This is a genomic window from Pandoraea commovens (assembly GCF_024704525.1).
GTDB classification, from domain to species: Bacteria; Pseudomonadota; Gammaproteobacteria; order Burkholderiales; family Burkholderiaceae; genus Pandoraea; species Pandoraea commovens.
The window spans coordinates 1,746,082-1,766,832 of the sequence record NZ_CP102780.1; the positions used below are offsets into that span (position 1 = coordinate 1,746,082).

A 20,751-nucleotide genomic window follows, 5' to 3' on the forward strand; every position below is an offset into this window, starting at 1 on the left:
GTGTCACCCTGTTCCCCTGTACGACGAGGAGCCTCGTGAGCGTCGCCGAACCGATCGAAATTTCGCCTGAGCAAAGCAGTGCACGCGTGGCGTCGGGCAGCAGTTTTTACGCTGCCATGCGCATTTTGCCGCCCGCGCAACGCGAAGGCATGTTCGAGATCTACGCCTTTTGCCGTGCCGTGGACGATATCGCCGACGATGGCGACGATACGTCGGCGAACCGCATGGCGCGTCTGGCCGTGTGGCGGCGCGATCTGGCCGATCTTTACGACGGTCGTCCGACGCCTTCGCTGGGCAACCTCGCGCGCGCCGTCAAGCAATTCGGTCTGAAGCACGAAGACTTCCTCGCGGTCATCGACGGCATGGAAATGGATGCCTGCGGTCCCATCGTCGCCCCCGATCTGCCTACGCTCGACCTGTATTGCGACCGTGTGGCGAGCGCCGTCGGCCGTCTGTCGGTCAAGGTGTTCGGCATGCCCGAGCAGGACGGCATCGATCTGTCGTATCACCTCGGTCGTGCGCTCCAGTTGACGAACATTCTGCGCGATATCGACGAAGATGCGGGCATTGGCCGCGTCTATCTGCCGCGCGAAACGCTGGCGGACGCCGGTATCGTCGGTGCGACACCCGACATGGTCGTCGCCGCCCGTCTCGATAAGGCGTGTGCGCCGCTCGTGGCGCAGGCGCGTGAGCATTACGCCCGTGCACGCACGATCATGGCGCGCCACCCGCGACGTGTCGTGGTAGCTCCGGCCGTCATGGCTAAGGCGTACGGCGCGATTCTCGACAAACTCATTGCGCGCGGCTTCGCCGTGCCCCGCGAGCGCGTGCGTGTGCCGCGCTGGCGTCTGATTCTGATGCTCGTGCGGCAGATGGTTTTCTGATGGCGGGGACCGTTCACGTCATTGGCGCTGGCCTGGCTGGGCTGGCCGCAGCCGTCAGACTCGCCACGCGCGGTGTTGCCGTGGTGCTGCACGAAGCCGCACCGCAGGCCGGCGGACGTTGCCGTTCGTACTTCGACAAGCAACTCAACGCCGTGATCGACAACGGCAACCATCTGGTGCTCTCGGGCAACACGACGATGCGCGAGTTCACGCGCACCATCGGCTCCGAGCACACGCTGACCGGCCCGGATCGCGCCGAGTTCGCGTTCGTCGATCTCGAAAGCGACGAACGCTGGACGGTGCGGCTCTCCGAAGGGCGTCTGCCGTGGTGGATCTTCGACAAGCACGCCCGTGTGCCCGGCACGAAGTGGTCGGACTATCTGTCGCTCGCGCCGCTGCTGCGCGCGGGGCCGGACGCCACCATGACCGACGCCATGAATTGCCCGCCGATGCTGTACAAGCGGCTGATTCATCCGCTGTTCCTCGCGGTGCTCAACGCCGATCCGGCGGAGGGTTCGGCGCAGATGGCCGGGGCGGTGCTGCGCGAGACGCTGGTGCCGGGAGGCAAGTCCTGCCATCCGCTGATTGCCACGGAAGGGTTGGACGTTTCGTTCGTGACGCCTGCGCTGGCGTATCTGGAAGCGAAGGGCGCGCGCGTGATGATGCAGCACCGTCTGCGCGAATTGCACTTTGCCGCCGACGGCAGCCGCGTTGAAGCGATCGATTTCGGCGACGGGCCAGAGCCGCTGGCCGCCGACGATGCCGTGGTGCTGGCGGTGCCGCCGAACGTGGCGGCGTCGTTGGTGCCGTCGCTGACGACGCCGGACGAGTACCGTGCCATCGTCAATGCGCACTACCAGGTGCCACCGCCGCCGGACTGCCCGCCGATGATTGGCGTGGTGAACGGTGTGAGCGACTGGATTTTCGCGTTCGATGGCCGTCTCTCGGTCACGATCAGCGGAGCCGACCATCTGCTCGACGAGTCGCGCGAATCGCTTGCGCTTCGCATCTGGGAAGAGGTCGCCAAAGCTTGCAAGATTCCGTCCACGCCGATGCCGGTGTGGCAACTGGTGCGCGAGAAGCGCGCCACGTTTGCGGCGACGCCCGCACAGGACAAGCGTCGCCCCGGGGCGAAGACGCGCTGGCGCAATCTGCTGCTGGCGGGCGACTGGACGGCTACGGGGCTGCCCGCGACCATCGAGGGCGCACTGCGCAGCGGGAATCTGGCGGCCGATCTGCTGCACCGCGCCTGACCGGTTGCAATCGTCACTGCGACCGTCAATGCGCATGTAACTGTTAACCGGCGCCTAACGCGCGCCGCTCTATCGCCTTTGAATAGGCAAGAACGTCATGGATACGATACGCGATGCTTCCGAAAAGGAAGCGCGACGCACGGCCGCTGCCACGGCTGTGGACCTCAAACTGCACACCGAACTCGCTCAAAAGGTGAGTACGGCGATGGCGACGCAGACGCTGGAAACCGGTATCGACCGCTCGATCACGGCGCTGCTCGATCTGCAACAGGACGACGGTCACTGGCTGTTCGAACTGGAAGCCGATGCGACGATTCCGGCCGAGTACGTGCTGCTGCGTCACCATCTGGGCGAGAAGGTCGACGCCGACCTCGAAGCGAAGGTCGCCGCGTATCTGCGTCGCATTCAGGGCGAGCACGGCGGCTGGCCGCTGTTCCACAACGGCAAGTTCGACATGAGCGCGAGCGTGAAGGCGTATTTCGCGCTCAAGATGATCGGCGAGCCGATCGATGCGCCGCACATGGTGCGCGCGCGCGAAGCCATCATTTCGCGTGGCGGCGCGCAGAATTCGAACGTCTTCACACGCATTTTGCTGGCGCTTTACGGCGTGCTCGAATGGAAGGCGGTGCCGATGATGCCCGTCGAAATCATGCTGCTGCCGCAGTGGTTCCCGTTCCATCTCTCGAAGGTTTCGTACTGGGCGCGCACGGTGATCGTGCCGTTGCTCGTGTTGCAGGCCAAGCGTCCGCTCGCGCGCAATCCGAAGGGCGTGACCATCGACGAACTGTTCATCGGCAGCCCTAAGGATGTCGGTCCGCCCAAACGCGCCCCGCATCAGAGCCGCTTCTGGTTCACGTTCTTCTCGGGTGTCGATCATGTGCTGCGTGCGCTCGATCCGTTCTTCCCGAAGAAGCTTCGCGAGAAGTCGGTCAAGCGCGCGGTCGAGTTTGTGGAAGAGCGTCTGAACGGTGAAGACGGCCTCGGCGCGATTTATCCGGCGATGGCCAACGCCGTCATGATGTACGACGTGCTTGGTTACCCGGAAGACCATCCGAGTCGTGCGATTGCCCGCAAGTCGGTCGAGAAGCTGGTAACGCCGGCCGATCACGAGACGTACGTGCAGCCGTGTCTGTCGCCAGTGTGGGACACCGCGCTGTCGGCCCACGCGCTGCTGGAAACCGGCGACAAGCGCGCTATCGAACTGGCGGGCAAGGGGCTGGAATGGCTCATCCCGTTGCAGATTCTCGACGTGCGCGGCGACTGGATCTCGCGCCGTCCGAACGTGCGTCCCGGCGGCTGGGCCTTCCAGTTCGCGAACCCGCACTATCCGGACGTGGACGATACGGCCGTGGTCGCGATGGCCATGGATCGTTACGAGAAGCTCGCTGGCACCTTCGAGAACGACAAGGTCGACGCGAGCGCGCGTCCGATGCGTCATGCGATCGATCGCGGCACGGAGTGGGTCATCGGCATGCAGAGCAGCAACGGCGGCTGGGGTGCATTCGAGCCGGAAAACACGCATCTGTACCTGAACAACATTCCGTTCTCGGACCACGGTGCGCTGCTCGATCCGCCGACGGTGGACGTCTCCGCACGCTGTCTGTCGATGCTCGCGCAGCTGCCGCAGTCGCCTGAGCGTCGTGCGTCAGCCGATCTGGCGCTGAAGTACATTCTTGACGATCAGGAAGCCGACGGTAGCTGGTACGGCCGCTGGGGCATGAATTTCGTGTACGGCACGTGGTCGGCGATGTGCGGTCTTGCGGCGGCAGGCATTCTGCCGGAGCATCCGGCGATGGCTCGTGCTGCGCAGTGGCTCCTCTCGATCCAGAACGCCGATGGCGGCTGGGGCGAGGACGGCGACAGCTACAAGCTCGAATACAAGGGCTACGAGGCCGCGCCGAGCACGTCGTCGCAAACCGCTTGGGCGCTGCTCGGTCTGATGGCGGCAGGCAAGGCCGATCATCCGGCGGTCAAGCGCGGCGTCGATTACCTGCTGAACACGCAGAACGACGAAGGGCTGTGGGACGAAGACATCTACACGGCGACGGGCTTCCCGCGCGTGTTCTATCTCCGCTACCACGGCTATCGCAAGTTCTTCCCGCTGTGGGCGCTCGCGCGTTTCCGGAATCTGACGGTGCGTAACGACTGTCCGGTGCCTTGCGGGATGTAACGCCCGTCGCTCGTCGTCGTAATCAGACCCTCGTCGCCCCGGCATCGACCGTTTTCGTGTTGATCGCCGGGGCGATTCGTTTTACCGTTCGCTGTCGATTTCGTTCAAGGTATTCATGAATCAGCCCATCATCGTCGTGACCGGTATGCCGTTCGAGGCTCGCATTGCCAAGGGTGAAGGCGTGCGTGTGGTCTGCGCACAGAATGACACGCTGGCGGCGGAAGTGGAGGCTGTCATTGCCACCGAAGGCGCGCGCGGGCTGGTGAGCTTCGGCACGGCGGGCGGCCTGATTCCCGGCGTGAAGCCAGGGCAGTGGGTCATCGCGCACAAGGTGCTCGACATGCCGCAGCAGGCGCGTGAGTCCGTCACGTCGATCCCATGGGCCGATGCGTTGCGTCGTGCGTTGCCCGCCGCACTACGGGCCGATTTAGCAGGGGTGACGGCACCGGTGGTGACGGCGGAAGACAAGGCGGCGCTGTTTCGCGAGAGCGGGGCGGCGGCGGCCGACATGGAGTCGCATATCGTCGCGCGCGTGGCGCAGGCGCATGGGTTGCCATTCGTTGTCGCGCGCGTGGTGATCGATCCCGCCGAGCGCTCGTTGCCTCCGGCGGCGCTCGCCGGTATGCGGCCCGATGGCTCGGTCAATTTGCTTGGCGTGCTGGGATCGCTCGCGAAAAACCCGCTGCAATTGCCAGCGTTGCTTCGCGTGGGGAAGGATGCGGGACACGCGAAGGATGCGATGCGCCACGGGCGTCAGATCGTCGCGCTGCGACTTGGCGAAGGGTTCGGCGCGGTGGCGGCGGGGATTTGACGATCCCAGCGACATCTGCCCGTCAATCTGTCCAAAGACCTGTCAGCCTTGACAGGTGCGTGAACGGGATTCGTTGCCTAAATTGCAGTTAGCTTCCCGTGTCGGGGGCGCTCCCGCAGGAGTCAAACATGGCATCCATCCACCGTGTTGTCCCTCAAGAGTTGGCGGACATGAACAACGCCAGTATCTCGATTATGGGCGACGGGTTCTCGAAGGCTACGGCAGTCTATTTCGTGGACTCGACATCATCGACGAAAATCTTCGAGCGCACGTTCAAGATCGTCAGCGATGGACAGATCAACACGGTACTTCCGTCTCTGACGCCCGGGCAGCTACAAGTATTTGTCATCACCGGTGGCACTGAGGCTGAGGCGGGGCAGGGAGGATTCTTGGGATCTGAAGGGCCCGTTAACTACATCTACTACGTTCCGCGGAAGACGCAGCTCTGACTCGAAAGGCGTTCGATACCAACGGACGTCTGCTGGCCGTACGCCTGTTCGCACACTCTCGTCAGGATACCTGTCAGCGTTGACAGGTGCGCGAGATTCGCTTTCGCACACGCCGCAATCATTAAAAAACCCCACAAGTGCAAGCACCTTGTGGGGTTTTGAATTTTGCGAAACGTTGAACTCAAACGTCCGACGACTGTTGCCCGCGTGCCTGCGCACGGCCCTTCCACATGCCGCCACGACCGCGCCAGTGTTGCAGCGCCGAGTCGAACGTGAAGACGGTATAGAGTGCGGCCACGAGCGGCAGCATCGGACCGAAGCTCGACGGCTGACGGTAGAAGCGCAGCATCGGCAGATACGAAATCGTCATCGCGATCCAAGCAAAGAGCCCCAGCCACTGGCCGATGCCCGAGCCGAAGATCGTCATGACCGGTGGCACGATGAACGTCAGCAGCAACGACACGATCGTGCCTGCCAGCAGCACCGGTGAGTACTGCAACTGCGCGTAAGCCGTGCGCGACACCATCTTGCGAATCTCGCCGAGGTTGTCGTATGGACGCACGCTTACCGCGCGCTCCGTCAACCCCAGCCAGATCGGACCTTGCTTCTTGAGCATGCGTCCCATCGCGCAGTCGTCGATGATCTCGTCGCGAATCGCTTCGATACCGCCACCGGCTTCGAGCGACGGCCGATGGATCAGCATGCAGCCGCCAGCAGCGGCCGCCATCTTCTTCTTCGGATCGTTGACCCAGGCGAACGGATACAGCATCTGGAAGAACAGCACGAACGCCGGAATCAGCGTGCGCTCGAACCATGCCGTGCAACGCAGCTTCGCCATGAGTGAGACGAGTACGCGGTTATCGCCCGTCGCGCGCGTCACCAGACGGCGCACGTTGTCGGGCGAATGCGCGATGTCGGCGTCGGTGTGCAGCAGGTATTCGGGGCGGATGCCGTCGTCGTTGGTTGCCGGATCGCTCGCGAACGCGACGCCCTGACGCACCGCCCACATCTTGCCGGTCCATCCGCCGGGCAGTGGTTGACCCGAGAGGACATCCACGCGTCGCGTCAGGCCGTCGGCCGCAGCGCGGGCGGCAGCTTCGCGGGCGAGGTCCGCCGTGCCGTCGCTGCTCTGATCGTCGACGACGACGATGCGCAGGCGTCCCGCGTAATCCTGACGGCAAAGCGACTCGACCACCTGACCGATCGATTCTGCTTCGTTGCGCGCAGGAATCACGACAGCAACGGCAGGCCATACGACCGGAGCGGGCAGACGGTCTTCGTTCAGATCGTCGCGCTCACGCGCACGCCAGAAATCGCCTTGCGAGATCAGCAGGTAGATCCAGATGGCCAGCGACAACGCGGCGATCCAGGCCAAAACAGTCATGAGAGATATCCGGCAGAACCAAACCAGGCGAGCGCGTCGCGCAGACCTTCGGGATAGGCGCGGGCAGTGTAGCCCAGCTCGCGTTTGGCCTTCTCCGAGGAGAAGAACATGTGATAGCGCGACATCTTCAGACCGTCGACCGTCACGAACGGCTCTTTGCCGGTGAAGCGCGCCACACCCTGCGCCGCCATCGCGAGCGGATACAGCGGCCAGCGGGGCAGGGCAATCTTCGGCGCTTTGCGTCCGACCATGCCCGCGATGCTGGCGAGCATGTCGCGCAGCAGCACGTCGTCGCCACCGAGGATGTAACGCTCGCCGATGCGCCCACGCTCCAGCGCCAGCAAATGGCCTTCGGCGCAGTCGTCGACGTGCACGAGATTGAGTCCCGTATCGACGAACGCAGGAATCTTGCCTTGCGCGGCTTCGACGATGATGCGCCCGGTGGGCGTGGGCTTGATGTCGCGCGGCCCAATGGGCGTGGACGGATTGACGATCACGGCGGGCAGGCCGTCGTTCGCAATCATGCGCTCGACCAGACGTTCGGCCGCGACCTTGCTGCGCTTGTACACGCCGATGGTCGTGGCTTCTTCGTTCGGGGAGGTTTCATCGACAGGGCCGGTGGCATCGTGCACACGCAGCGTAGCCACGCTACTGGTGTACACCACACGTTCGACGCCCGCACGCAGCGCGGCTTCCATCACCGTGCGCGTGCCGTCGATGTTGGCCCGCATGATGTCGTTGGGATCTTTCGCCCAGAGGCGGTAGTCGGCGGCCACGTGGAGCAGGGCGTCCACGCCGGTCAGCGCGCGCTGCATCGATGCCGCGTCGCGCATGTCGCCTTCCACGACCTCGACAGGCAGGTCGGCGAGGTTCGCCCGGGGGCTGGTGCCACGCACCAGCAGGCGAACCTCATGACCGCGCGCGAGCGCCGTACGTGCTACCGCAGAACCGACGAACCCGGAGGCGCCGGTGACCAGCACTCGCGACGGCATTTACGCCTTAGCCCGGCGCAGTTCGTCGAGCTTGATCTCGACGTGCTTCGAGAACACGAACTCAGCCGGACGCTGCTTGGCGAACGAGATGTCGTCCGCCATCTTGCCTTCGGTACGCACGCCCTTGAGCGCCACACCCAGAGCACGCAGCGGGTGCGAGATGGTTTCGTTCACGGCCGTCGCTTCGAAGCCGCTGTGCACCATGCAGTCCGCGCACTTCTCGTAGTTGCCCACACCGTACTTGTCCCAGTCGGTGGTGTCCATCAGTTCCGTGTACGTCTTGGCATAGCCTTCGCCGAGCAGGTAGCACGGACGCTGCCAGCCGAACACCGTACGCGTCGGGTTGCCCCACGGCGTGCAGTGGTACGAACGGTTGCCGGCGAGGAAGTCCAGGAACAGGCTCGACTGGCTGAACGTCCAGTTCTTGCCGCCGTTGCCGCGCTTGAGAATGTCGCGGAACAGTTGCTTGGTCTTCGAACGGTTCAGGAAGTGCTGCTGGTCCGGGGCGCGCTCGTAAGCGTAGCCCGGCGACACGGTGATGCCGTCGAGGCCCAGATCCTTCGTCGAATCGAAGAACTTGGCGACCTTTTCCGGATCGGCGTTGTTGAACAGCGTGCAGTTGATGTTCACACGGAAGCCGCGCGACTTCGCCAGCTTGATGGCGGCCACGGCGCGGTCGTACACACCTTCCTGCGACACGGCGGCGTCGTGCATTTCACGGTCGCCGTCGAGGTGGATCGACCACACGAAGAACGGGCTCGGCTCGTAGTCGTCGATCTTCTTTTCGAGCAGCAGGGCGTTCGTGCACAGATACACGAACTTTTTGCGCGCGATGATGCCCTTGACGATCTCCGGCATCTCTTTGTGCAGCAGCGGCTCGCCGCCAGCGATCGAGACGACCGGTGCGCCGCATTCGTCCACTGCGTCAAGGGAGTCCTTGAGCGAGACGCGCTGGTTCAGGATGGGATCCGGATAGTCGATCTTGCCGCAGCCCGAGCAGGCCAGATTGCAGCGGAAGAGCGGTTCGAGCATCAGCACCAGCGGGTAGCGCTTGACGCCCTTGAAGCGTTGCTTCATCAGATAGGCGCCAACATACGCCTGTTGCAGAAAGGGGATGGCCAAGTTCGGCTCCTGTTCGTATAGCGTTAGCCAGCGACCGCGTGGCGTGCGGCGACCGGCTCGTCTTTGGTCAATTCCGACGGCAAGCGGAACTGGATAGTTTCCTCGATGCCGTCCATGAGAGTCACTTCGACCGTGTCGATGCGACGCAGCGCATCGATCACGTCTTCGACCATGCGCTCGGGCGCGGACGCCCCTGCGGTAATGCCGATGCGGGCTTTGCCGCGCACCCATTCCGGATTTACCTCGGAGCCGTCGGCCACGAGATAGCTCGGCAGCCCCATTTCGGAGCCGATTTCGCGCAGGCGGTTCGAGTTCGAGCTATTCGTCGCCCCGACCACGAGCAGTACGTCCACACGCTCGCACAGCTCGCGCACGGCGGTCTGGCGATTCTGCGTGGCGTAGCAGATGTCTTTGGTGTTCGGGCCGACGATATTGGTAAAGCGACGTTGCAGCGCAGCAATGATACCGCGAGTCTCGTCGACCGACAGCGTGGTCTGCGTGACGTACGAGACCGGCGTGTCGATGGCGAGCGGCAGGGCATCGACATCGGCCTCGGTCTGCACGAGGTGAACCGGGCCGTCGATCTGGCCCATCGTCCCCTCGACTTCCGGGTGTCCGGCGTGACCGATCAGAATGACTTCACGACCGGCAGACACGTAGTTCTTGCCTTGAATGTGCACCTTGGTGACGAGCGGGCAGGTGGCATTGAGCACCTTCAGACCGCGAATCTCCGCTTCCTGCTCGACGACGCGTGCGACGCCATGGGCGCTGAAAATAGTGACAGCGCCCGCAGGGGCTTCGGACAACTCGGCGATAAAGCGCGCACCCTTCGCCTTGAGCGAATCGACCACGTGCTTGTTATGGACGATCTCATGGCGAACGTAGACCGGCGCGCCGTATTTTTCCAGCGCACGCTCTACGATCTCGATGGCACGTATGACACCCGCACAAAACCCGCGGGGTTGGGCAAGTAAGACTTGCATTCAGCTCTCCGGCTCAGGTCGGCCGGGATGGCGGTTTCTATCGGGTTTCCATGCACCTGGAAGCCAGGCGCGATGGAGCGTACAAGGCCAGTTGCGATGGCAAATCGTACACACCCGTGGGGGGACCGCCGTCCGGTCGTTTGACAAGCAGCGATTGTAACCGTGGCTGCCAAATATTGCTGACGACCCCCGGTAGGAGAGCGCCCGCAAGTGTTGCGTAAATGTTGACGAATCGGCGCCGATCTGGGTGAGTTCTGCGCCGATCCTGCTGCCATTCCCCGCAAATTTCGGTGAACGGTCATTCAATCTGCCTGGCCGGAAGCGAACGGCTTCTCTAAGCCGTTGATTTTATTTGCCGAAACGGTCGTTCTTCTCGCGCAGGTAGGCGATCAGGCTGTCGATGCCGCCCTGGGCGATGCGCGCCTTGAACTGCGGCTGATACAACTGGATGAGCCAGGCGTTGGCCACGTTCTCGCCCATCATGTTGATGTCGTAGATCTTCCAGCCCTTGTCGGTCTTCGTGAGACGGTAAGCGACCGACAGGTTGTCGCCTGTGCCGCTGACGGTTGCGCCCACCACCACATCGCTGCTGTTTGCAGTGAGTTTCGCCGGATCGAACTTGAACGTCAGGTCGTTGCCGCGCACTTGCGAGAGTTGCAGCGCAAAGGTGTTCACGAGCAGTTGCTGGAACTGTTCGAAGACCTGCTGTTGCTGAGTGGGCGTCGCGGCATCGAAGGCTTTGGGGCCGACGGCAAAGCGCGTGGTGCGCAGGAAATCGGCATACGGTAGGAAGTCGCGGGCGACGACGCGCGCCGTGGCGGAGACATCACCGGTCTTGGCCACCGGATCGGCCTTCACGGCCTTGACGACCGTCTCGACGGCCGTCTTCACCATGTCGTTCGGATTGGCGCTTGCCTGCGCCCAGGCACTGGATACGGTCACTACGCTGCCGATACCGCTCAAAGCGACGGCAGCCACCGTCATCAGGAATTTATTCATGCCAGCTTGTCTGAATAGGTTGGATTCGGGGGTAGGCCGTAGTGTAGTGCACGTGACGCACACCCGGCCCCTGTATACTGCTGCGATTTTGTAAATTCACTGTTCACTGCGCATTCTCTGGGCTGATCGACGGACTTTCTCCGCAATTGGTTCCTGATTCCCGCCAATGTTTAACCTTTCGTTACGTGTTGATGGGGGGCAGCGGGCTATGCGTCGGACGTCACAGTGAGACTTCCACTTTCTTCCGGAACCGCTTCATGCTGACTTCGCTCGTCGTGCGCATCGTCCGTTTTTCGGCGAAGCACGCGTACCCGGTCATCTTCGCTTCGCTGCTGCTTGTGGTGGCCAGTTGTGTGTACGTCGCCAAGCATTTCGCGATCAACACCGACGTCTCCAGCCTGATCGACCTGAATACCCCGGCCGCCGAACGCGGTCGCGAAATCGACCGTGCGTTCCCGCAGAAGACCGATCTGACGCTGGCCGTCGTGCAGGCACCCGCCGCCGAGTTCGCCGACAAGGCTGCGGCTGAGCTGGCGGCCAAGCTGGAAAGCGAGACGGACGTGTTCCGCGCGGTGAGTCGTCCCGGCGCGGGCGACTTCTTCGCGCACAACGCATTGCTATTCGCGTCGACGGACGACGTTAAGTCGCTCACCGGCAAGCTTGAAGACGCCAAACCGTTGCTCAACCGTCTCGCGCAAGATCCGAGCCTCGCCGGTCTGTCGAACCTGCTGTCGGTGACGTTGCAGACGCCGTTGCTAACCGGTCAGGTGAAGCTCTCCGATATGTCGCGCCTGCTGGGCAACGCGGCAGATGCCTCGGAGGCTGTGCTCGCGAATCGTCCGGCCGCAATGTCGTGGCGTGCGCTGGTCGCGCCCGATACCGTCGCACGCAGCTACGTGCAGGTGCAGCCCGTGCTGGATTACGGCGCGCTCGAAGCAGGTGCCAACGCGGCCACGCGTATTCGCGACGCTGTAGCCGACTTGAAGCTTGCGCAGCGCTACGGCGCGACGGTGCGCCTCACCGGCCCGCGTCCGCTGTCGGACGAGGAGTTCGCGTCTGTGCGTCAGGACGCAGGGCCGAACGCCGTCATCACGCTGCTCGCCGTGCTCGTGGTGCTGTGGCTGGCTGTGCGCTCGGGCAAGATGATTCTTGCTGTCTTCATCACTTTGCTCGCGGGGCTGGCCGTCACGTTTGCGCTCGGTCTGATGATGGTCGGCGCGCTCAACATGATTTCCGTGGCGTTCGCGGTGCTGTTCGTCGGCATAGGTGTGGACTTCGGCATTCAGTTCGGCGTGCGTTATCGGGAAGAGCGACATCGTCTGGAGCATGACGATGGCAAATCGGGCGACGACGTACTGCGCGGCGCTCTGGCGGGCGCAGGCAAGCAGATTGCGATGCCGCTCACGCTGGCCGCAGCAGCTACGGCGGCCAGCTTCTTCTCGTTCCTGCCGACCGATTATCGCGGCGTGTCCGAACTGGGCCTGATCGCGGGTGTCGGCATTCTGTGCGTCGCCTTCCCGTCGGCGATTACGCTGCTGCCTGCGCTCATCAGCGTGTTCAAGCCCAAGGGCGAGCCGAGCCCGCCCGGGTTCCGCAGCCTCGGGCCGGTCGACGATTTCACCGAGAAGCACCGCAAGCCGTTGCTGTACGGCACGCTCGCGCTGGTCATTGCCGGGCTGCCGTTGCTCGCGCATCTGCACTTCGATTTCAACCCGCTGCATCTGAAAGACCCGCATACGGAGTCGATGGCGACGCTCATCGATCTGTCGAATTCGCCGGAAGCGGGGGTCAACGATGTGCAGTTGCTCGCGCCGAATCTCGCGGATGCCGATGCCGAAGCCGCGAAGCTGCGCGCCGTGCCGGAGATCGGCCGCGTGGTGACGCTGACCACGTTTTTGCCGTCCGACCAACCCGCCAAGCTGGCGATGATCGGAACGGCTGCGACATCGCTGCTGCCGGTACTCACGCAAACGCCGCTGGCCGCTGTGCCGGATGCAACGCGCGTCTCGGCGCTCAAGACGGCCGCTGGCCAGCTTGAAGACGCCGCGCTCGATTACCCGGGCGAGGGCGCGAAGCAAGCGCAGCGTCTGGCGGCGGCGTTGCGCAAGCTCGCAGCGGCCGATCCTGCCACGCGTGACCGTGCCGACCGTGCGATTGCCGACCCGCTGAAACTGGCGCTCGGTCAACTGCGAGACGCGTTGCAGCCCCAATCTGTGACGCGTGAATCGTTGCCGAAGGACATCGCGTCGCAGTGGGTGGCCGCTGACGGGCGTGCCCTCGTCAACATCTCGCCGCGCGTGGAGAAGGGCGCGGACCCGAGCGACGACGTGATGCTGCGCAAATTCACCGAGGCCGTGCTGCGCACGACGCCGGACGCCGTCGGCGGTCCGATCTCGATTCTGCGCTCGGCCAACACGATCATTCGTGCGTTCATCGAGGCGGGAGCGTGGGCCTTGCTGTCGATCACGATTCTGCTGTGGCTGGCGCTGCGCAACTTCGGCGACGTGCTGCGCACGCTGGTCCCGCTGCTGGTCTCGGCGGCCGTGACGCTTGAAGTGACGGTGCTGATCGGGTTGCCGCTGAACTTCGCGAACATCATTGCGCTGCCGTTGCTGCTGGGCGTGGGGGTAGCGTTCAAGATCTACTACGTGATCGCGTGGCGTCACGGACAGTACCGCTTGCTGGCGTCGGGTCTGACGCAGGCGATCGTGCTGTCTGCGGCGACCACGGGCATCGCGTTCGGCAGTCTCTGGCTGTCGCATCACCCCGGCACGTCGAGTATGGGCAAGCTGCTGGCGCTGTCGCTCGTGTGTACGCTCATCGGCGCGGTGTTCTTCCAGCCGGTGCTGATGGGCAAGCCACGCGGGAAGGCTGTACCGCCGAAGCAGTCCTGACCACACGGAAGCTGCAAGGCAATGAAAAACGGCACCGAGAGGTGCCGTTTTTTCTTAGGTGTGACGAATGCGCGGTCGATGCTCGTGTACGCCGTCAAATGCGCACTACACCGCCTCGACCGACCCACCGAGGCGCTCAGCCATTGCGCGGCGAATCGAGGCCGTGATGCCCGGCACATCGAGGCCGACGGAGGCCAGTTGTTGCGCAGGCGTGCCCTGATCGATGTACGTGTCGGGCAGCCCCAGTTGAAGCACAGGGACCAACACACCGTTAGCGCCCAGCGCTTCCACACAGGCCGTGCCTGCACCGCCCATCACCGATGCTTCTTCGAGCGTCACCACGAGGTCGTGCGTGCGCGCCATCTCAAGTACCGTCGCTTCGTCCAGCGGTTTGACGAAGCGCATGTTGACCACGCTCGCGTCGAAGGCTTCCGCCACTTGTTCGGCCAGCGCGACCATCGACCCAAAGGCCAGAATCGCAACCCGCTTGCCTGCGGGGGCAGCGCTTTGACGACGCACCTGTGCACGGCCGACTGGCAGCGTCGACAAACCCGCTTCGGTCTTCACGCCGGGGCCGGTGCCGCGCGGATAGCGCACCGCGCTCGGTCCATCGATTCCAAGTGCCGTGTGCAACATCTGACGGCATTCGTTCTCGTCGGCCGGGGCCATCACGACCATATTCGGAATGCAGCGCAGATAGGCGATGTCGTACGCACCCGCGTGGGTCGCCCCGTCCGCACCGACCAGACCGCCACGGTCGATTGCGAAAAGGACCGGCAGATTCTGCAAGGCGACGTCGTGGATCAACTGGTCGTAGCCGCGCTGCAGGAACGTCGAGTAGATCGCGACGACCGGCCGCAGACCTTCCGTCGCCAGCCCGCCCGCGAACGTGACGGCGTGCTGCTCGGCAATGCCGACGTCGTAATAGCGCTCGGGAAAGCGCTTCTCGAACTCCACAAGGCCGGAGCCTTCGCGCATGGCCGGTGTCACGCCGACAACGCGCTTGTCTGCCGCAGCCGCATCGCACAGCCATTCCCCGAACACCTGCGTGTAGGTCTTGGCCGAAACGGAGCCCGGTGCGGCCGGACGAATGCCTTCGCTCGGATTGAACTTGCCCGGTCCGTGGTATAGCACGGGATCGGCCTCGGCCAGCTTGTAGCCACGGCCCTTGCGCGTGACCACATGCAGGAACTGCGGCCCCTTGAGGGCTTTGATGTTCTCGAGCGCCGGGATCAGCGCGTCGAGATCGTGGCCGTCGATGGGACCGAGATAGTTGAAGCCGAATTCCTCGAACATCGTGCCCGTGGGCGAGACGATGGCCTTGGCATGTTCTTCGAGCTTGTGCGCGAGTTCGCGCATCGGCGCGGGCGCGTTGCGCAGCAGATTGCGCACGCTTTCCTTACCCGCCGAGTAAAACTGACCGGACATCAGACGCGTGAGGTACTGATTGAGCGCGCCGACAGGTGGCGAGATCGACATATCGTTGTCGTTGAGCACGACGAGAAACGGCAGATCGTCGTAGACACCGGCATTGTTCAGCGCTTCGAACGCCTCGCCCGCCGTCATCGCGCCATCGCCGATCACGGCAATGGCGTGACGCTTTTCACCCTTGACCTTGCTGGCCAGCGCCATGCCCAGCGCTGCCGAAATCGACGTGCTCGAATGCGCCGTACCGAACGTGTCGTACGGCGATTCGTCGCGTTTCGGAAAGCCCGACAGCCCTTGCCACTGACGCAGCGTCGGCATGGCTTCGCGCCGACCCGTCAGGATCTTGTGCGGGTAGGTCTGATGACCCACGTCCCACACAATCCGGTCGTTCGGCGTGTCGAAGACATAGTGCAGGGCGATCGTCAGCTCGACGGTGCCCAGATTCGACGATAAGTGCCCGCCGGTGCGTGAGACGTTCTCGAGCACGCAGGCGCGCAGTTCGTCGGCCACGCGGCGCAATTCGGGACGCGAGAGCGCGCGCAGTTCGGCAGGGGAGTGGAGGCTGGCTAGCAAATCTGTCATGGCTGAACGTCCGTCCCCGGCTTACTTCACCAGTCGGGCGAAGGAGGCCAGCAGGCGATCGATGTCGGCCGTTGTAAGGTTGCCCATCGTCGAGATACGGAACAGTTCCTTCGACAGACCGCCCTGACCAGCGTAGATGACGAAGCCGTCGGCCTTGAGCCAGTCGTGCAGACGCGGATAGTCGACGCCGGCAGGCAGCTTGTAGGCACGCAGCACCACCGACGATTCGCCCGGCGGCAGTACGCTGTCGATCCCCAGCGCGGCCAGACCGGCGCGCGCTTGCTCGGCGAGCGCACCGTAGTGCGCGTGACGCTTTTCCCAGCCGCCCGCATCGTCCAGTTCGCGCAGTGCTTCGACGAGCGCGTAGTAAGCCTGCACGGACGGCGTGAACGGCGTGTTGCGCTCGGCTTGCAGCTTAGCGAGGCGCGCGATGTCCAGATAGTAGGTGCGGGCGAACGCCTTCGCGAGGGCTGTCTTGCGCACGAGCACGAACGACACGCCCGGCACGCCGTGCACGCACTTGTTGGCGGTTGCGGCTACAGCCACGATGGCCGAGTCGTTGAAGTCGATGGCTTCGGCGGCGAAGCTGCTCACGCCATCGACCAGCAGGTCGATACCGCGCTCACGGCACACACGCGAGATGCCCGTCAGATCGTTCAGACGGCCGGTGGTCGTTTCGTGGTGAATGATCGCCACATTCGTGTACGGACGCTCGCCTGCGGCGTCCAGCTTGGCGACGATCTGCGCCAGATCCGGCGCCTGCATCCATTCGAAATGGATGACGTCGTGATCGATGCGATATTGCTTCGCGATCTGCGAGATGCGCTCGCCGTACACGCCGTTCTCGACGATCAGCAGGCGACCGCCTTCCGGCACGAGGCCAGCCGTCATGCTCTCGACGGCAGCCGTGCCCGAACCGGTCATCAGCACCGGCGTCCACACGGCTGGGTCGAGGCCGTACACGGCCGTCAGACGCGCGCGGGCTTCGTCCTGCAAGTCGAAGAATTCAGGCTCGCGGTGGCACAGATCGGGTTGCAGCAGACTTTTGCGAACACGCTCGGTCAGGGTAACGGGGCCCGGATTCAGTAACAGCATGGCGAAGCTTCCTCGGCAGATATCGTAAAGGGGGATCGCTCAGGCCGAAGCCTGTGCGCGTTGTGCAATATGGTCCATCAGTCGCGACTTCACGGCTTCCGGCGTCACCTTCGGGCGCGGCAGACCGTCCGGCGTGCCGGGGCGCGTCGTCAGACACGCGAAGCGGGGGCCGTCGTTCAGGCTGTGGCTGCGACCGTCGAACAACTGCTCGATGACGTCGAGCGTATCGCCTTCGAGCGCCAGCGCGTAGCCGCTGGCGGCGGCGACACCGGCGAACGACACCGTCGGCGAGACCGTCGCCTGCGCGCCGGTCGAGTCGTGGGAGGCGTTATCGAGCAGCAAATGGATGAGGTTCGACGGGCCGTAAGCGCCCAGCGTCGCAAACGCGCCCATGCGCATAAGCGCCGCGCCGTCGCCATCGAGCGCGACCACGCGCAGGTCCGGACGCGCGAGCGCAAGACCCAGCGCCAGCGTCGTCACGCATCCCATCGAGCCGACCATGTAGAGCTGGTTGGCACGGTCGTCGAGGGCGTAGAGTTCGCGTCCGCAGAAGCCGGTCGACGCCAGCACCACAGTGCCTTCGAGCGGCGTATGCGCGATGACACGGGCGAGGGCGTCGCGACGCGTCGGCATGTCCGACGGCGCAACACCGCGCATGACCGACACCGGTGCCGGTTGTGCCGGACGTGCGGGACGCTCCGACGGTTGCAGCGGGAACGGCGCCACGCTGCCCTTTTGCATCACCAGTGCGTAGGGGCGGCCGGTCTCGTCCATATGACGCACCGCGCGCTCCAGCGCCGGTGCAATCGCATCGGGCTCGGTCGGGAACAACTCCCAGGGCACTTCCATCAGGTCGAGCATGGCGGGCGTGATCGGACCCATGAGCGCGTGTTGCGGCTCGTCGGTAATGCCCGGCTGGCCACGCCACGTCACGATCAGCAACTGCGGCAGACGGAACGTCCACGTGAGCGACGTGAGCGGGCTGACCGCGTTGCCGAGGCCCGAGTTTTGCATCATGGTGACGGAGCGCGCGCCACGGCCTTCACCGAGCGTCGCGCCTGCCGCGATGGCGACTGCGTCGCCCTCGTTGGCTGCCGACAGATAGTGCAATGTCGGGTCTTGCAGCACGTAGTTGATGAACGGCGTGAGGAACGAACACGGCACGCCGGTGTACCACGTGAAGCCGTGCTTGCGCGCAGCTTCGACGAACTGACCTGCCTCAATCACCTTGCGTCTCCGGAGCGGTGCCGCTGAACGGCGTCTGACCATGGGCGAAATCGGCCGCGCGGCGGAATTCTTCCATGTCGTTCACACCGCGCCAGTGGCCGTGCACGTATTGCACTTCGATCCTGGCACCATCGGCGGCCAGCGCGTTGATCAGTTCGGGCATGCCGAGCTGGTCGAAGTCGGCACGCGCCTGAAGCGCGGCAAAAACGCGTTGGAGTTGCGTGCGGCCTTCGTCGCCACGCACACCGAGCAGACCGATCCAGCGGCCGTTGGGCGTGCGGCCCGCGTCCGAGGCGTCGCCGCTGATCTTTTCGAGCAGCGCTTGCTGACCGAACAGACCACGGTCGTCGCCTGCCGAGCAATACGCGAAGTCGCGCACGCTGGCGTTCGCCGCGTTGGCGGTGACCGCCGCCGTGGAGTCGACCACGACGGTAAAGTCGGCGTCGCTCTCGACCAGATCGCGCACGATATAGCTGCGGAACAGCAGGTCGCCGTACGACACTACGGTGTCTTGCGTGAAGGCATTGGCAACGCGTGCGAGCGAGGCCAGTTCGCCCGTTTCGGCGTGACGTTCGTTGACGGCGAGCGTGATCCCGGCGGTGTCGATCGCGTCGGCACGATAGCCGCCCACGACCGTAATGTCGTTCACGTTCTGCTTCTTGAAGCCGTCGACCAGCCAGCGCAGCAGCGGCTTGCCCGCGACCGGCAGCATGACCTTCGGACGGTCGGTCGTCACGCTCTCCAGGTTCTTGCCACGGCTGGCGGCCAGCACGATGGCCGAGCGCGGTGCATTGGCGGCGGACAGGTAGCGGTCTTCGGCCTGCGTGTACTCGTCGGCGTCTTGCAGACGGAAGATCTCGTCCACGGTGGCTACGCGGTCTTCCACGTTGATGAGCGTTTCGTTGCGATGGATCTCGGCGGCCACCGACTGCATGGCCGAGGTGGCGGCGCGCAGCAGATGGTTCGCCCAGATCACGAGGCTGATCCCGGCTTCGCGGAACACGTCGGTGGGCGTGCTGTAGTACTTCGTCGGCACGATCACCAGCGGGCAGCGGTTGCCCCACTCACGCGCGAATTGCACGATTTCATCGGCACGCTTGAGCTTGCTGTGGATCAGGATGGCGTCCGCTCCGGCCTGATGATAGGCCTCGGCACGACGCAGGGCTTCTTCCATACCCCAGCCGGCGATCAGCGCTTCGACACGGGCGACGATGGAGAAATCGTCATCGGCCTGCGAGTCCTTACCGGCCTTGATCTTGCCGCAGAACTCGTCGATGTCGGCCAGCGGCTGACGTTCGCCACCGATGAAGCTGTTGGTCTTCGGGAAGACCTTGTCTTCGATGCACACGCCAGCGATGCCACGTTGTTCGAGCTTGCGCACGAGACGTCGCATGTTGTTGAAGTTGCCGTAGCCGGTGTCGCCGTCGAGCAGGATCGGCAAGTCGCTGGCGTCGGCCATGAATTCGAGGTTGTCGACAACCTGGGTCCAGCTGGCTTCGTTGTTGTCGCGAACGCCGAACTGCGCCGAAATGGTCAGCCCGGACGCCCAGATGCCCTTGAAACCGGCTTCGCGCACGATACGCGCGGAAATGCCGTTGTGGGCTTCCATCAGGAATTCGAGCTGATTGCTGAGCAGCATGGCGCGCAGTTGCGCTGCACGCGTAGCCGTCGGCGGGAGGGTAAATGCGTCGGGAGCGTTCATTCGGACACCATCGTGAGCGGTTCGAGTTGCGGCAGCACCTGATCGGCGGCGCGCTTCACATCTTCAGGGTAGTCGATTTCGATCCACGGGAAGCCCGTGACGTCGGCGGTTTCGAATTGCGCGCCGCGCTCGAGCAGCAGATCGCGCACGGCTTCTTCGTGCGGCATCTTGGCGCGGCCCGATTCGACGTAATCGCGCGTGATTTCCGCCAGACGCGTTGCCGTCGCTTCGTTGAAACGGAAGAAACCGACGGACTCGCCGACGGTGTCGTATTCGAGGCCGACCATGACCTGCTTGCGCAGCTCGACGGGCACGCCGTCGCGCAGGCACAGCTTGACCGGCTCGTCGCCGACTTCGAAGTCACGGTCGATGAGCAGACGGTTGGCGGTCTTGCCCGCCACGAGGGCGTTGAAAATGCGCTGGTCGTAGAGCACGTCTGCATCCATGACGAGCACGTCGCCACCGGCGGTCATGGCTTCAGCCGTGGTATGCAGCGTGAGCACGCTACCCAGATTGAATTCCGGGTTGAGGTAAATCTTGGGACGCGGCGTCCAGTTCAGACGCTCCAGTTCCTCGCTCACTTGCTCGTGATGGAACCCGAGCGCGAGCACGACGTCCGTGATGCCGGCCGCTGCCAGCATGCGAAGGTGGCGCTCCAGCAGCGACATGCCGTCGAACTTCAGCAGGCACTTGGGCGACTGCTTGTCTTCGGGCTGGAGCAAACGCAGGCCCATGCCTGCTGCGAGAATGATGGCCCGCATGGTCGATATCCTTCT

16 protein-coding genes are annotated in these 20,751 nt (G+C 64.0%); 6 read left to right on the top strand and 10 right to left on the bottom strand.

All coding sequences use genetic code 11. From position 1 onward, the window contains the following. Window positions 1-35: 35 nt before the first annotated feature. The 5 genes from hpnD (at window position 36) to NTU39_RS08380 (ending at window position 5,567) form a co-directional block, all read left to right on the top strand. Window positions 36-884, top strand: a complete 849-nt coding sequence (gene hpnD, locus NTU39_RS08360) for a presqualene diphosphate synthase HpnD (protein ID WP_150577348.1) — start codon at window positions 36-38, stop codon at window positions 882-884. Next, complete coding sequence (gene hpnE / locus NTU39_RS08365) at window positions 884-2,137, top strand: hydroxysqualene dehydroxylase HpnE (protein ID WP_257959651.1); 1,254 nt, start codon at window positions 884-886, stop codon at window positions 2,135-2,137. The genes hpnD and hpnE overlap by 1 nt, the downstream gene beginning before the upstream one ends. Before the next feature lie 205 nt (window positions 2,138-2,342). Further along, entirely contained in the window at window positions 2,343-4,307 is a 1,965-nt protein-coding gene (shc, locus tag NTU39_RS08370; RefSeq protein ID WP_150665874.1) for a squalene--hopene cyclase, read from the top strand. Window positions 4,308-4,422: 115 nt separating this feature from the next. Then, window positions 4,423-5,118: a phosphorylase gene (locus NTU39_RS08375; protein ID WP_150665734.1), complete on the top strand. Its 696-nt coding sequence runs from the start codon at window positions 4,423-4,425 to the stop codon at window positions 5,116-5,118. Between the two features lie 128 nt (window positions 5,119-5,246). Next, entirely contained in the window at window positions 5,247-5,567 is a 321-nt protein-coding gene (locus NTU39_RS08380; RefSeq protein WP_150665733.1) for an IPT/TIG domain-containing protein, read from the top strand. A gap of 181 nt (window positions 5,568-5,748) precedes the next feature. On the opposite strand, the gene NTU39_RS08385 is transcribed toward NTU39_RS08380, so the two are convergent. The 5 genes from NTU39_RS08385 to NTU39_RS08405 all read right to left on the bottom strand — a co-directional run bounded on the left by NTU39_RS08385 (window position 5,749) and on the right by NTU39_RS08405 (window position 11,047). After that, window positions 5,749-6,951 carry a glycosyltransferase gene (locus NTU39_RS08385; RefSeq protein WP_257959652.1) on the bottom strand — a complete coding sequence of 401 codons (1,203 nt, stop codon included), beginning with the start codon at window positions 6,949-6,951 and terminating at the stop codon, window positions 5,749-5,751. Then, window positions 6,948-7,943 (bottom strand): hopanoid-associated sugar epimerase, encoded by a 996-nt coding sequence (gene hpnA, locus NTU39_RS08390; RefSeq protein WP_150665730.1) that lies wholly within the window; start codon window positions 7,941-7,943, stop codon window positions 6,948-6,950. Before hpnA ends, NTU39_RS08385 begins: the two co-directional genes overlap by 4 nt. After that, window positions 7,944-9,065 carry an adenosyl-hopene transferase HpnH gene (hpnH, locus tag NTU39_RS08395; protein WP_257959653.1) on the bottom strand — a complete coding sequence of 374 codons (1,122 nt, stop codon included), beginning with the start codon at window positions 9,063-9,065 and terminating at the stop codon, window positions 7,944-7,946. Window positions 9,066-9,088: 23 nt separating this feature from the next. Beyond that, window positions 9,089-10,048 carry a 4-hydroxy-3-methylbut-2-enyl diphosphate reductase gene (gene ispH, locus NTU39_RS08400; RefSeq protein WP_150665728.1) on the bottom strand — a complete coding sequence of 320 codons (960 nt, stop codon included), beginning with the start codon at window positions 10,046-10,048 and terminating at the stop codon, window positions 9,089-9,091. Between the two features lie 348 nt (window positions 10,049-10,396). Further along, window positions 10,397-11,047 (bottom strand): MlaC/ttg2D family ABC transporter substrate-binding protein, encoded by a 651-nt coding sequence (locus NTU39_RS08405; protein ID WP_150665727.1) that lies wholly within the window; start codon window positions 11,045-11,047, stop codon window positions 10,397-10,399. Window positions 11,048-11,304: 257 nt separating this feature from the next. Here NTU39_RS08405 and hpnN point away from each other — a divergent pair, with 257 nt between their 5' ends. After that, on the top strand, window positions 11,305-13,941 hold the full coding sequence (gene hpnN, locus NTU39_RS08410) for a hopanoid transporter HpnN (RefSeq protein WP_257959654.1): 2,637 nt from the start codon (window positions 11,305-11,307) through the stop codon (window positions 13,939-13,941). Window positions 13,942-14,046: 105 nt separating this feature from the next. On the opposite strand, the gene dxs is transcribed toward hpnN, so the two are convergent. Genes dxs through NTU39_RS08435 form a run of 5 tightly spaced genes read right to left on the bottom strand, consistent with a single transcriptional unit; the run spans window position 14,047 to window position 20,736 of the window. Beyond that, window positions 14,047-15,951 carry a 1-deoxy-D-xylulose-5-phosphate synthase gene (dxs, locus tag NTU39_RS08415; RefSeq protein ID WP_150665725.1) on the bottom strand — a complete coding sequence of 635 codons (1,905 nt, stop codon included), beginning with the start codon at window positions 15,949-15,951 and terminating at the stop codon, window positions 14,047-14,049. Between the two features lie 21 nt (window positions 15,952-15,972). Further along, window positions 15,973-17,046, bottom strand: a complete 1,074-nt coding sequence (locus NTU39_RS08420) for a 2-aminoethylphosphonate aminotransferase (RefSeq protein WP_150665724.1) — start codon at window positions 17,044-17,046, stop codon at window positions 15,973-15,975. Window positions 17,047-17,085: 39 nt separating this feature from the next. Continuing rightward, entirely contained in the window at window positions 17,086-18,273 is a 1,188-nt protein-coding gene (gene aepY, locus NTU39_RS08425; protein ID WP_039399731.1) for a phosphonopyruvate decarboxylase, read from the bottom strand. Continuing rightward, complete coding sequence (gene aepX, locus NTU39_RS08430) at window positions 18,266-19,975, bottom strand: phosphoenolpyruvate mutase (protein ID WP_257959655.1); 1,710 nt, start codon at window positions 19,973-19,975, stop codon at window positions 18,266-18,268. Before aepX ends, aepY begins: the two co-directional genes overlap by 8 nt. Beyond that, window positions 19,972-20,736: a phosphocholine cytidylyltransferase family protein gene (locus NTU39_RS08435; RefSeq protein ID WP_039399729.1), complete on the bottom strand. Its 765-nt coding sequence runs from the start codon at window positions 20,734-20,736 to the stop codon at window positions 19,972-19,974. Before NTU39_RS08435 ends, aepX begins: the two co-directional genes overlap by 4 nt. Between the last annotated feature and the right edge of the window lie 15 nt (window positions 20,737-20,751).